Below are 12811 nucleotides of genomic sequence, written 5' to 3' on the forward strand. Positions count from 1 at the left end.
CCAGTTGCTGGAAGGTCAAGGCGGACAATTGCTTATTCTCCGGCCCGGTGTTTATCCCGATCCGAGATAGGCTTTCTGTACAGCCGGATCATTGAGCAGGGCAGATGCCGTATCAGCGCCTGTGATCAGGCCGTTTTCAATCAGATACCCCCTGTCCGCGATCGCCAGGCTTCGCTTGGCGTTCTGTTCGACCAGAAGGACGCCGATGCCGGTTTCCCGGATGCGCGACAGGTTCTCGAAGAGTTCGCCCGACAGGAGTGGAGACAGGCCAAGGGACGGCTCGTCCAGCATCAGGATGTCCGGGTTCGACATCATGGCGCGGCCGATAGCCACCATCTGCTGTTCGCCACCCGACATGGTTCGAGCGGTCTGGTTGCGCCGCTGTGCCAGCTTCGGAAAGAGAGCAACCACCTTTTCCAGGTTCTCCTGCCGGCTTGCTCGCGCCCGCTCCGGATAGGCACCCAGCATCAGGTTTTCCCAGACGCTGAGATCGCCGAATATGCCTCGGCCTTCCGGCACGAAGGCTATTCCAGCCTCGACGATCCTGTCCGCTTTCATCTGGCGAAGGGATTGGCCAGCGAGTGCTGCCTCACCACTGACCGTTCCTTCACTGATCCCGGCGACGGCCCGCAACAGCGAACTCTTGCCGGCCCCGTTTGCGCCCAGAATGACGACGATCTCGCTTTTCGATGCGGTCAGGCTGACACCCTGAAGGGCTGCATGAAGACCATAGGTGACAGTGAGCCCGTTGATATCCAGCATCAGCCGTCCCCCAGGTAGGCCCGGATGACTTCCGGGTCGGAAAGCACGTCTTCCGGTGTGCCTTCGGCAATCCGGGCGCCGGAGTTGATCACAAGGCACCGGTCGCATAGCGAGCGGATGGCGTCCATGACATGTTCGACAAGAATGATCGTCCGCCCCTCCTGGCGCAGGCTGGCAATCAGATCGATGCCGACCGTCAGCTCGGAAGGATTGAGACCGGCGAGCCACTCGTCCAGAAGAAGGACTTCCGGTTCACTGGCGAGCGCGCGGGCAAGTTCCAGCCGCTTCTGGTCGATGTAGGTCAGCGCGGAGACCGGCTTGCCACTTTGCCCTTCCAGACCGACCCTTGCCAGAAGCTCCGCCGCGAAAGTTTCCACCTCCTTGCCCCAGCGCCTGGCGTGGCCGAAGACGCCGCCGGCGATGACGTTTTCCAGCACGGTCAGCTCCGGCAGAATGCGGACAAGCTGAAAGGTTCTGGAAACGCCAGAGCGGGCAATTTCGTGGGGCTTTTTCCTGGTCAGATCCTGCCCCTTGAGAATGATCGCCCCGGAGCTCGGCTTCAGGGCGCCGGAAATCATGTTCATGGTCGTGGACTTGCCGGACCCGTTCGGCCCGATCAGCCCCATCACCTCATGCTCGAGCACCTGGAAACTGACATTGTTGACTGCAACAAGACCGCCGAAGCGCTTGCTGAGGCTTTCCACGTGAAGGATCGGTTGTCCTTGTGTCATGACGACCTCCCTGCCAGAAGCTTGCCGAAAAGACCGGTGACACCATTCGGCAGGAAATAGACGATCAAAAGAAAAGCGAGCCCCAGAACCAGCGTGGTGGCATTGGGGAAAGAGACAGAAATCACCTCCCAGAGGAGCGTGAAGGGAAGAACGCCCAGAAGCGGGCCGTAAAGTTTCCGCGTGCCCCCCAGAAGAGCCATGATGACAACGACGAAACTGAGTTCCGGCGAGAACACGACATTCGGTTCGATGTAGTAGTAGCGCGGTGCGACGATGGCACCGACGAGAGCGGCGACGAAGCCGGTGGTCATGAACATCAGGACCTTTGTGCGCGCGGTGTTGATGCCGACATGACGCGCCACAGCCTCGTCATTGCCGAGAATGCGCAGCGCGAACCCGAGCCGCGACCGCCCAAGCCACCAGCCGAACACGAACACGGCGGCAAGAACGGCAAGCAGCATCCAGTAGATATGCGTTTCATCCAGGTCGGTGAGCACATAGAGCCCGCGGCTGCCGAGGAAGTTATTCTGCACCCAGCTGACGAGGTTGCGGACCATTTCCGCAAGACCGAGCGTGAAGATGACGAAATAGACACCGGACAGGCGCAGGGTTGCCCAGCCGATCACCGCCGCGAGCGCTGTCGCGACAACGGGGGCGAGCGCCGCCATGGCCCAGAAGCTCTGGTCGTAGTCGCTCATGCCGAGGCCGACCAGATAACCACCGATGCCGAAAAAGGCGCCCGTCGACAGGGCAATGTAATGGGTCGGCCCGGAAAACAGCGACCATGAAGTGGCAAGGGCGGCATACATGAGAACGGTTACGGCGATCGACAGCCAGTAGCCGTCTGCAACAAAGGGAACGCATGCGGCGGCGGCCAGAAGCGCTGCGGCGCCGGGCATCGCAAGGGCTGAAATGTTCATGCGGGTCTCCTGCCAAACAGGCCCTGGGGTCGAAACAGGAGAACAAGCAGAAAGATCGTGTAGGCAGCAGCCAGGGTCAGCCCCGGATCGATCAGCGTCGCCACGGCGGTTTCCACCACGCCCAGGATCAGCGCAGCCACAATCGCCCCGCGAATGTCGCCGACCCCGCCCATGATCACGATGATCAACGCCTTCATGGTGAAGATGACACCCAACGACGGATCAAGCGTGACGAAGGTTGAAATCAGCACGCCCCCCATCGCCGTGATCGTGCCGCCGATGGCAAAGGCCAGCGCACTGATGCGTTCGACGTTGATGCCGACAAGACCGGCTGCCATCGGACTGACGGCAACAGCCCGGACAGCCAATCCGGCGTTGGACCGGTTCAGCCAGAGATAAAGCGCCAGACTGATGGCCACGGCCCCGCCGAAGGCAACCAGCCGGTTGGCGGCAACCGTCGTTCCGGCAACGTCCACCGGAACGGCAAGGAAGGAATAGGCAAACAGTTCCGGATAGATCAACACCATGGTGCCCACCAGAATGAATGCCATTCCGAAGGTTGCCAGAATGGAGTCCACCTCCAGCTGGCCTTGCGTTCTCGCCCGCCGGACAAGCGGCAGAAGCAGGACGCGGTAGACAAGCCAGCTGGTTGCGAACGCCAATGGCGCCACGAGGAACACCGTGATCAGCGGACTTATGCTAGCCGCGGTAAAGGCAAGAAACGACGCCAGTGCCCCCATGACCAGAACCTCGCCATTGGCAAGGTTCATGATCCGGGCGACGCCGTATTGCAGATTGAGCCCCATGGCTATGAGCGCATAGGTTCCGCCCAGAAGCAGGCCGGAAATCAGGATGTCCATCTAAACTACCAATTCGCGAGACGATCCGGACCGGCCTGAGCCGGCCGGTCCGAAGGTCTTCAGTTCCAGCCTTCCTTGGCGACCGGCTCGACCGCAACCGGGACACCGACGCCGGCGACGGCATTGAACTGGCCGTCGTGCCACTGGCCCACCGTCCAGTAGTGCTTCGATTCATTGTGCTTGTCGAAGCTGATCGTGCCGAGGGCGGTGTCAAAGCTGTTGGCCTTGATGTACTCGGTCACGGCCTCGCGGTCCGTACTGTCAGCCCCTTCGATCGCCTGTTCCAGAACCTGCAGGCTGGCATAGTAGGTGGCTGCGGCCCAATATTCAGGCTGGTTGCCATGAAGCGCGTTGAAGGCCGTGCGGTATTCCGTCATCGGCTCCAGATCGAGATTGACGCCCCCTGCCCCGAGATTACCTTCGATCTTGCTGCCGAATTTGCCGGCGTAGGCGGGAAACGCTGTCGCGACCGCCGTGTAGAAGGCGCCGACATCGAGATTTTCAATGATCGCCTGTTCCGTCAGAGCAAAGGTATCCGGCGGGTAGGAAAAGGCGATGAACGCATCCGGTTCGGTCGCCTTGGCTCCCTTGACCACCGGGGACAGATCCGCCGTGCCGAGGGGGTAGGACTTGTCGAAGACAATCTCGTAGCCAGCTGCCGGCAGAACTTCACGGGCGACGGCAGCAAGCTCTATGCCGAAGGCATCTGCGACGTTGACCATGGCCACCTTGTTGCCGATGGCACCGTTGTCACGAAGCTTGTTCAAGGTGTCGCGCAGGCCCTCGACAAAACCGGTCGTGTTGCCGAGGGTGAAGAACATGTTCGGAAACCGTTCGGAAAGTTCCTCGATCTCGTCGGTGATGTTGGTCACCGAGATTTGCGGATATCCGTATTTTGCGAAGATCGGAGCAGCTGCCGCGTTGAAACCGGTGCCCCAGGGCGTCAGCAGAAAATCGACTTCATCCTGCGTGGCGAGACGCTGCACCGCCTTGATCATCTCGGCCGGATTGGATTTGTCGTCATATTCGACCAGTTCCACAGGACGGCGCTCGCCGCCGACCATCAGGCCGCCGCGTCCGTTCACCTGGCTAACCCAGAGCTCCACATTCGGGCTGTGGCTGGCAGCATCACCTCCTGCCGCCGGACCGGTCATATGCACCACGCGGCCGATCTTGATCGGGTCCGCGGCAAAGGCCGTGGAGGCCAGCAGCGCCGCGGCAAGCGCGGTCGCTCCAAAAACTATTCTACGCATCAGAACTCCTCCCAGTCGCGCAGATCATGCGTTTGATCGCGCCTCAACTTTGTATCCATAAATTTTCAACTTTGCAACATATTGCATCCAATAATGGTGATTTCAGAAATTTTGTAATGACAATGCGCTATTTTTGGATACATAAATATGAAAATGCTCATGATAAGGTCCATGCCTTCGAACAGGTATGGATCCGAAAATGGCAAGGACAGATGACGACCAAGGCAAATGAAACAGCCCCGTCCGACAAGCGCGTGCTGGCAGTTCTTCATCGCATGATCATGGACGGCTCGCTGGCACCGGGCTCGAAGATCAGCGAAGTGAGCGTCGCCGACATGTTCGACGTGTCGCGAACACCTGCGCGGCTGGCACTGCGCGCGCTGGAGGTGGAAGGTCTCATCAAGAAGCGTGACGGTCGCGGCTTCACGGTGCAGGAATTCAATCTGGGCGACATCAAGCATGCCTACGAGGTGCGCGGTGTACTGGAAGGCCTGGCTGCCGGCACGCTTGCCAAGAGCGGCATGAGCAAGGACGTCGAGGCGACGCTGAAATCCGTCATCAAGGACATGGACATCGCGCTAACCGACACATCGGCGGATGGTGACAAGATCTCGCGCTATCAGGACGGCAATGTCGCCTTTCACGAGACGATCATGCGCCAGTGCGGCAACGACTACATCGGCTATGCGTTCGATCGCATGGAAAGCCTCCCGATGCTCAAGCTGGGCACGGTGGTGTTCAGCGCCGACAAGGCCGAAGAAGACATGATGCGCCTGCGCCTGGGCAACATGCAGCACCGCCTCATCTTCGACGCGATCTCGAAACGCGACCCACAGCGCGCTGAATCGATCATGCGCGAACACGCCAACCAGACACTCGTCTACTCCGCCCTGTTCGCAGGCCCGGACAACTGACGGAACCAAACAAGACCAACACAACGGAGGATCCCATGGACTACGGCCTTTTCATCGACAACGAGGACCAGGCAGCCAGCAACGCGGCAGTCTTCGAACGCAAGAACCCGGTCAGCGGCGAACGCGCCAGCGTGGCGGCGGCCGCGGTGGCGGCCGACGTCGACAAGGCTGTGCAGTCAGCGCAGGCTGCCTTTGCCGCGTGGTCGAAGACTGGCCCGAGCGAACGGCGCAAGATCCTCAACAAGGCTGCCGATCTCATGGAAGAACGCACGCCGCAGTTCGTTGAGGTCGGCATTCGCGAGACAGGGGCGACCGCGCCATGGCTCGGTTTCAACAACATGTTCGCCGCCAAGATCCTGCGTGAAGCGGCCGCTTCCACCACTCAGATCAAGGGCGAGATCATCCCCTCCGACAAGCCCGGCTCCTTTTCCATGGGGTACCGCCAGCCCGTGGGCGTTCTGGTCGGCATGGCGCCGTGGAACGCTCCGACCATTCTGGGTGTCCGCTGTTTCGCGCTGCCGATTGCTTGCGGCAACACGGTGGTGATGAAGGCCTCCGAGAAATGCCCGGGCCTGCACAGGCTTCTGGGTGACGTCATGGCTGATGCGGGCTTGCCCAAGGGCGTCCTGAACATCCTGACCCACGATGCAGCTGACGCTCCCGAAGTGGTCAACGCGCTGGTCGACCACCCGCTGACGCGCCGGATCAACTTTACCGGATCTACCCGCGTTGGCCGGATCATCGCAGAGCGTGCTGCCAAGCACCTGAAACCCTGCCTTCTGGAACTCGGCGGCAAGGCTTCACTGGTGGTGCTCGACGATGCCGATCTCGACGGTGCGGTCAATGCGGCCCGGTTCGGCGCTTTCATGAACCAGGGACAGATCTGCATGTCCACGGAAAAAGTTGTTGTCGATCAGTCCGTTGCAGACGTCTTTGCGGAGAAATTCGCGGCCAGCGCCAGCGCTCTCAAAGTGGGCGCGCCAACCGAACAGGTTCATATCGGTTCGGTTGTCGATCGCGACACGGTCGACCATGTCAAAGCCCTGATTGACGACGCCGTTGCGAAAGGCGCAAAGGTTCTGTGCGGCGGCGTGCCGGAGGAAGGCACCGTGATGGCCCCGACCATCGTCGATCTGGTTACTCCGGAGATGCGCATCTACGGCGAAGAAAGCTTCGGTCCTGTCACCACGATGATCCGCGCCCGCGACACCGCCCATGCCATCGAGATCGCCAACGACACGGACTACGGCCTTTCGGCTGCCGTCTTCGGGCAGGATACCCGCAGGGCTCTGGAAGTTGCCAAGGACATCCAGTCCGGCATCTGCCACATCAATGGCCCGACTGTCTTTGACGAAGCGCAGATGCCTTTCGGCGGCGTGAAATCCTCCGGCTATGGCCGCTTCGGCGGTACGGCAGGCATCAACGAGTTCACGGAACTGCGCTGGATCACCATCGAAGACCCCGGTCAGGGCTATCCGATCTGATCCATCACCGGTAAGTCGCCGCCTCCCCCCCCCCTGAGAGTGTGCGGGAGGCGGTTGAGCCAAATCACTTTCACCAGAGGCCCCGCAGCAAGGCTTGCCGAGGCTGTGCTGGGGCTTGCCTCCTTTGCAAGGCCCGCCGGGCGGGACGCTGCGTCATCTGGCTTAAACAGGTGTGCCTTCACGCACTGTTAACCATAAATTGCAATACCTGACACACCAATAGCGCGCATTCCCGCGTAATCAGACAAGCGGTGTTTCAGCCATGAAAAGACTATTGCAGTCCCTTCCGATTGCGGCCTTCCTTGCGCTTTCTTCGGCGCCCCTTGCCTCCGCTGCGGATGTCTACTCAGGGCCCGGCGAGCTCTATCAGCCATCGACACTGCGCGGCAGCATCGGTCTGCGATACTGGTACAGCCAATCGCGCTCCGATCTGGACAACAGCGGCTTCGACATTTCCAGCACGGATAATGTGACCTCGCACACCGCTGAACTGGTCGGAACGCTCGAGGACACGACGTCCAACACCTTCTTCAGGGGCTATGTCGGCCTCGGCAGGAGCGACGGCGGCGATGTGCATTTCTCTGGCTACGAGATGGACGAAACCGATGAGACCTCGCTCGGATATGTTGTTCTCGACGGCGGCTGGGGCTTTGCGCAATTTGCAAACAACCAGGTGCGGCTGAAGGGGTTCGTCGGCTACCAGTACCTGTCCGACGACGTTTCGGCGAAATACGGAAACCTGACCGTCGAACAGTCCCGCGACTGGCATGCGATCCGCCTGGGAATGACTGCTGAAGGCGACATCGGCCAACGCGCCGGCTGGTCCGTTGACGTCGCAGGTGTCCCCTGGAGCTACAACAAGATAGAAACCTGGGAAAGCGACTGGACCTATGGTCTGGAAGCAGATGCGATGCTGAATGTCGACCTGACCAAGAACTGGCAACTGGGCGTCGGTGGCCGTTACTGGTGGCTCCAATCGAATTTCGACCGCAGATATGTCGTCACCGGCGAGAAAGTGGTTCTCGACCAGAACTATCACCGCTACGGCCTGCTGCTGGAAAGCAAATACACCTTCTAGAACGTATCGCGTTCAACCAGAAGGATCGCGCATCGCGATTTGCGCCAGGCAGCTTCCCGGAAAGACAGCACAGCCTTCAGAAAGGTCCGCGCACGCGGGCCTTTTTCGTATAAACAGACGAAACGGAAACCATTTGCTCCCGAAAGGTCTGCGCACCTTCATCCGGAGCTCCCTCACCGCCTTAAAGAGCCAGAGATGCCGAACAGCCTCGCCGCCACCTATCTTTTTCTCGTCGCGGCCATCGTCGCCGAGGTGATCGCAACTTCCGCACTGGCAAAAACCGAAAATTTCACCCGCCTGCTGCCGTCGATCGTCACCGTGGCCGGTTATGCGATCTCTTTCTGGCTGCTGTCCTATCCGATTCGCGTTTTGCCGACGGGAATCGTCTACGCAATCTGGTCCGGAGCAGGCATCGTTCTCATCACCATGGTCGCCTGGCTGGTGTTCGATCAGAAACTCGACCTGCCGGCCCTGATCGGCCTTGGACTGATCCTTAGCGGGGTGGTGATCATCAATGTTTTCTCAAAATCGGTAGGCCATTAGGCCAAAACGCCGAAGCAGCCCCAGAAACGAAAAAAGCTCCGGAAAACCGGAGCTTTTTTAGATTGTTCTGGACCTTGGTAGTGTGTCCAAAACCGGAATTTGGTGCCCAGGAGAGGACTCGAACCTCCACGCCCTTGCGAGCGCTAGCACCTGAAGCTAGTGCGTCTACCAATTCCGCCACCTGGGCTGTGAGGGGGGCTTTTAAGGGTGGTTCCGGGGCTTGTCAATCACTCTGTGTGACTTTTTTTATTCATTCACAGCCAGCCCTTCACAGACCCGCGGCAAAGGGCTAAGAAACTCCCAGACTGAGCCGGCCAAATTCCAGGCCGCCTCTCCTTTTGGACGCGACAGAAGGCATTTTCAGGATGTCCACAGCACTTAACGGCAAACTCGTCACGGTTTTCGGCGGATCGGGATTCCTTGGCCGTCATATCGTTCAGGCGCTCGCCAAGCGCGGTTACCGCGTGCGCGCAGCCGTCCGCCGTCCCGATCTGGCGACTCATCTTCAGCCGCTTGGCGCCGTTGGCCAGATCATGCCGGTACAGGCCAACCTGCGCTATCGCTGGTCGGTCGACCGGGCCGTGATCGGCGCGGATGCGGTGGTCAACGCCGTCGGCATCCTGGCCCCCAGCGGCAAACAGTCCTTCGACGCGGTGCAGAGTTTCGGTCCGCGAGCAATCGCGGAAGCCGCGCGTGCAGCAGGCCTTGATCGGATCACGCATATCTCTGCCATCGGTGCGGACGCACAGAGCAGCTCTGCCTACGCCCGCTCCAAGGCGGTCGGCGAAGCCGGTGTTCTGGAAACCCTGCCCGGCAGCGTTATCCTGCGGCCATCCATCGTGTTCGGTCCGGAAGACAAGTTCTTCAACAAGTTTGCCGACATGGCCCGCTTCTCGCCTGTGCTGCCGCTGCTTGGTGGCGGCGAGTCCAAGTTCCAGCCGGTTTATGTCTGCGACGTTGCCGAAGCGGTTGCCCGCGCTGTCGATGGCCAGCTTGCCGGTGGCACCACGTATGAACTCGGCGGCCCTGAAGTGAAAAGCTTCAAGTCTTGCCTGGAAGACGTTCTGGAAGTCACCCGCCGCAATCGCGTTCTGTTGCCGCTGCCCTTCCCGGTCGCATCTGCCATGGGCAAGGTTCTGCAGCTCTTCCCCTACGCGCCGTTCACCGCCGATCAGGTCGAGCTGCTGAAAACCGACAACGTGGTGTCTGACAAGGCCAAAGCGGAAGGCAGCACCCTGGAAGGCATCGGCATTCCCCCGGCAACGCTGGCAGCCGTTTTGCCGACCTACCTGGAACGCTACCGCGAACACGGCCAGTACGACGCGCACCGGCCGGCGTAAGGCCTGCTTGCACCTGACTTCTTCGACGGGCCCTTTGGGGCCCGTTTTCTGTTGAAAGAAACTTGCCCGGTGCCGGGCGGGTATGCGCACTCCAGCAGTTCGTCTGCAAGCAGCACCGTTCATCTGCCGCCCCTACCCGGCACAGCTTTTCGTTGCCGCATCCCGCTCCTTCGCCTACCGTCAAAATTGACGGGAGGCGCAGATGTCATTTCTTGCCAAGGTCACGTTACTTTTTGTTGTCTTTGTCGACCTGCTCGGCCAGGGGCTGGTGTTTCCGATCATCAATTCCCTGGTGATGGAACCGTCGACGTCGATGTTGCCGCAGTCCACCAGCGACGCGATGCGCCATTTCGATTACGGCCTCATCATCGGCATCTTCTTCTTGTGCTGGTTCTTCGGTGCGCCCTACATCTCCAAACTGTCGGATGTCATCGGCCGCAAGAATGCGATCCTGATCTGCCTGTTCGGCGCGCTCGGCGGCTATGCGCTCACCATAGCAGCGCTCTATCTCAACAGCTTCCTGCTCCTGGTCCTGGGCCGCGCGATCACCGGGTTGACTGCGGGCAACCAACCGATCGCGCAGGCCGCGATGATCGATGGCAGCACGGATGACGAGGACCGCAACCGGAACATGGGCTATATCATTACCGGCGTCAGCTTCGGGCTGGTCGGCGGCCCACTGCTCGGCGGTCTCCTGTCGGACCCGGTCCTGCTTGGCGACCTGGCGAGCATCAAGCTACCGTTCTATGCCTGTTTCGTGCTGGTGCTGATTGCCATCCTGCTGGTGGTGTTCTCATTCAAGGATGCACACGACGCCGAGGCGGAACGGCAGAAATTCGTGTTCAGACCTTCGGAAATCCTCGAGCTTCTGTGGCGTATCCGGAAATATCCGACAGTGATGCGGCTGACAGTGGTGTTCTTCTTTTTTCACGTCGCCAACCTGTCTTTCTACATCTTCGTCGACAACTACCTGACCAGCCGCTTCGGTTACGGCACGCTCGGCGGTTCGATGGTGATGCTGACAATCGGCATTGCCCTTGCCTTTTCCAGCACGTTTCTGGTTGTGCCGGCGCAAAAGCGGTTCAGCAAGGAAGCTATTCTGGGCATGACCTTCACGGTCTGGGCAGTGTCGGCGGCAGCTTTCATAGCCTCGCCCAACGCAATTCTGACCTATGTGCCGGTCTTCTGTTACTACTTCGCCTTCGGCATCGCCTATCCGACGTTTCTCGGGCTTTATTCGGCAGCCGTCAGCGACAAGGAACAGGGATGGGTCATGGGCGTGACCATTGCCGTCTTCACTTTGGTGGCGGGCGTGATCTCGTTGCTGGGCGGGGAACTGATCGGGCTTGATCTGGATCTGCCGTTCTACGGTGTGATCATCGCGGCCCTTACCGCTCTTGTTGTGATGTTCTTTGCCTGGAACAAGCCGGAGATAAAGGCATTGATGCGCGGATCCGGCGGCTGACAGGAGAACTTGCCAGCCGCCGGAAAAGATTATCCACGCCGAGGCCCCAACTTGAAGCGGTCGTCGTGCAGCTCGCTGTAGCCGAGCTCTGTGCGTTGCAGGCCGATATCCTTCAGCTCACTCTCGTTCAGGCGAGAAAGTGCTCGGTTAGTTTCCCGGCGGCGAAGATAATTCCGGAACTCTGCCACACAAACACGAAGGGCAGAAAACAGAACACTGCGGCTGTTTGCGCGGCTGCGGAAAATGGTGTCGATCTCAAGGCTCATCTCTCTTCTCCTAAGGGCTGAACGCCCGTTCCTTTCTGGGGACGAGATGAGAATGACAAATCAATCCTGACAGCAGTGAGTCATGTTTGATCCCGTTCTGTTCTCAGGTTATGATTTTTTTTGTTCCGACCTCACAGAGCCCGATTTTCCATGAACCCGATTGAACGCGCACTCGGCATCCTGCTTCTGCTGACCGGCGGCAAACTTGTCCCGGCAACCGTACTTGCCGAACGGTTTCACGTTTCCCATCGCACGATCTATCGCGACATCGACAGGCTGATCGCGCTTGGCGTTCCGGTGGATGCGGAGCGTGGTGCGGAAGGCGGCTACCGGCTTGCCAGCGGTTATCTTCAGCCACCCGTGGCGCTGACCCGCAATGAGACCGCCGCCCTGCTGGCTGCAATGGCACTGGTGCGCTCCAGCCGCACGGTACCGCTGGCAGACGATCTTGCGGCCGCGGAAAAGAAGCTGTTGGCGTCCCTGCCCAAAACGGTTCACGGGCTCCTGAAAGAGGCCGACAGGATCGTGGGCATCGAACCAATCCCGCCCGACATCTTTCATTCCGGCACAAAGGCGGAACCGACGGGCGACTGGCAGAAGGCCCTCGACGGATTCATGGCCGGTATCCTGGATGGCAAACGGGTCCGCTTCGAACACGTCAACCCCACAAGGCGGACCGTGAAAGCCCATGACGTCGAACCCTATGGGGTCATGTTCGACCGGGACCTTTGGTATCTGGCCGGACGCTGCGTCGATACGGACACGCTCAAGGTCTATCGGGCGGACCGGGTGCGGGATCTGGAAATCAGCGGGCTCTTTTTCCGGCCCGACAAGACCTTCTCCATCAAGAGCCTTCTCGGCGGGGCATGGCTGTCGCAGGCGATGCGTCGCTGGGAGCAGGAAGAAGCGATTGCCGAGATCCTGATCACTGCCGCACAGGCCAAGAAGCTGAGCGCCGACTGGTATTATCGTCACGCTGTCTTCACACCGGCCGAAGAAGGCCGGATCCTCGTCAGCATCCCCTCTACCGAGCGGGCCCGCATATTGCCGCTCGTCCGCTGGCTCGGGCCGGGGGCGGAACTGCTTGGCCCGGAGGACCTTCGTCAGGAGCTTGCAAGCGAACTGGAGGCGCTGGCGGGCATCTACACTACCAAGAGACAGCTTAACCGCTCAGCCTGAGCCAAGCCCCCGTCAC

General features: G+C 60.0%; 13 protein-coding genes and 1 tRNA gene. 7 read left to right on the forward strand and 7 right to left on the reverse strand.

Annotated features, from left to right (window positions below; all coding sequences use genetic code 11):
- Positions 1-51 precede the first annotated feature (51 nt).
- The 5 genes from B0E33_RS04555 to B0E33_RS04575 are packed head-to-tail and all read right to left on the reverse strand — an operon-like array spanning position 52 to position 4526.
- Positions 52-762 carry an ABC transporter ATP-binding protein gene (locus B0E33_RS04555; RefSeq protein ID WP_077290555.1) on the reverse strand — a complete coding sequence of 237 codons (711 nt, stop codon included), beginning with the start codon at positions 760-762 and terminating at the stop codon, positions 52-54.
- Positions 762-1493, reverse strand: a complete 732-nt coding sequence (locus tag B0E33_RS04560) for an ABC transporter ATP-binding protein (protein ID WP_077290556.1) — start codon at positions 1491-1493, stop codon at positions 762-764. Before B0E33_RS04560 ends, B0E33_RS04555 begins: the two co-directional genes overlap by 1 nt.
- The gene (locus tag B0E33_RS04565) at positions 1490-2413 is read right to left on the reverse strand and encodes a branched-chain amino acid ABC transporter permease (protein ID WP_075281342.1); all 924 of its coding nucleotides are present in this window, start codon (positions 2411-2413) and stop codon (positions 1490-1492) included. Before B0E33_RS04565 ends, B0E33_RS04560 begins: the two co-directional genes overlap by 4 nt.
- Positions 2410-3273: a branched-chain amino acid ABC transporter permease gene (locus B0E33_RS04570; protein ID WP_077290557.1), complete on the reverse strand. Its 864-nt coding sequence runs from the start codon at positions 3271-3273 to the stop codon at positions 2410-2412. Before B0E33_RS04570 ends, B0E33_RS04565 begins: the two co-directional genes overlap by 4 nt.
- 59 nt (positions 3274-3332) lie before the next feature.
- On the reverse strand, positions 3333-4526 hold the full coding sequence (locus B0E33_RS04575) for an amino acid ABC transporter substrate-binding protein (RefSeq protein WP_023001659.1): 1194 nt from the start codon (positions 4524-4526) through the stop codon (positions 3333-3335).
- A 212-nt stretch (positions 4527-4738) separates the two neighbouring features.
- Here B0E33_RS04575 and B0E33_RS04580 point away from each other — a divergent pair, with 212 nt between their 5' ends.
- The 4 genes from B0E33_RS04580 (at position 4739) to B0E33_RS04595 (ending at position 8545) form a co-directional block, all read left to right on the forward strand.
- Entirely contained in the window at positions 4739-5440 is a 702-nt protein-coding gene (locus B0E33_RS04580; RefSeq protein ID WP_167579491.1) for a GntR family transcriptional regulator, read from the forward strand.
- Positions 5441-5475: 35 nt separating this feature from the next.
- On the forward strand, positions 5476-6924 hold the full coding sequence (locus B0E33_RS04585; RefSeq protein ID WP_023001661.1) for an aldehyde dehydrogenase: 1449 nt from the start codon (positions 5476-5478) through the stop codon (positions 6922-6924).
- Positions 6925-7186: 262 nt separating this feature from the next.
- Positions 7187-8002 carry a hypothetical protein gene (locus tag B0E33_RS04590; protein ID WP_156912343.1) on the forward strand — a complete coding sequence of 272 codons (816 nt, stop codon included), beginning with the start codon at positions 7187-7189 and terminating at the stop codon, positions 8000-8002.
- Positions 8003-8197: 195 nt separating this feature from the next.
- Positions 8198-8545, forward strand: coding sequence for an SMR family transporter (locus B0E33_RS04595; RefSeq protein WP_075281348.1), 348 nt, complete (start codon positions 8198-8200; stop codon positions 8543-8545).
- A 100-nt stretch (positions 8546-8645) separates the two neighbouring features.
- Here B0E33_RS04595 and B0E33_RS04600 read toward each other — a convergent pair.
- Positions 8646-8732: transfer RNA gene (locus B0E33_RS04600), tRNA-Leu, on the reverse strand.
- 178 nt (positions 8733-8910) lie between these two features.
- Between B0E33_RS04600 and B0E33_RS04605 the strand changes: the two genes are divergently transcribed.
- Together B0E33_RS04605 and B0E33_RS04610 are read left to right on the forward strand one after the other, a co-directional pair.
- Entirely contained in the window at positions 8911-9885 is a 975-nt protein-coding gene (locus B0E33_RS04605) for a complex I NDUFA9 subunit family protein (protein ID WP_077293145.1), read from the forward strand.
- A 202-nt stretch (positions 9886-10087) separates the two neighbouring features.
- Entirely contained in the window at positions 10088-11350 is a 1263-nt protein-coding gene (locus tag B0E33_RS04610; protein ID WP_077290560.1) for an MFS transporter, read from the forward strand.
- A 29-nt stretch (positions 11351-11379) separates the two neighbouring features.
- Here B0E33_RS04610 and B0E33_RS04615 read toward each other — a convergent pair whose 3' ends face one another.
- Positions 11380-11616 carry a DUF1127 domain-containing protein gene (locus B0E33_RS04615; RefSeq protein ID WP_023001666.1) on the reverse strand — a complete coding sequence of 79 codons (237 nt, stop codon included), beginning with the start codon at positions 11614-11616 and terminating at the stop codon, positions 11380-11382.
- Positions 11617-11766: 150 nt separating this feature from the next.
- Between B0E33_RS04615 and B0E33_RS04620 the strand changes: the two genes are divergently transcribed.
- Positions 11767-12795 (forward strand): helix-turn-helix transcriptional regulator, encoded by a 1029-nt coding sequence (locus B0E33_RS04620; RefSeq protein WP_077290561.1) that lies wholly within the window; start codon positions 11767-11769, stop codon positions 12793-12795.
- Positions 12796-12811 lie beyond the last annotated feature (16 nt).

The sequence above is a fragment of the Roseibium algicola genome, from assembly GCF_001999245.1.
GTDB lineage: Bacteria > Pseudomonadota > Alphaproteobacteria > Rhizobiales > Stappiaceae > Roseibium > Roseibium algicola.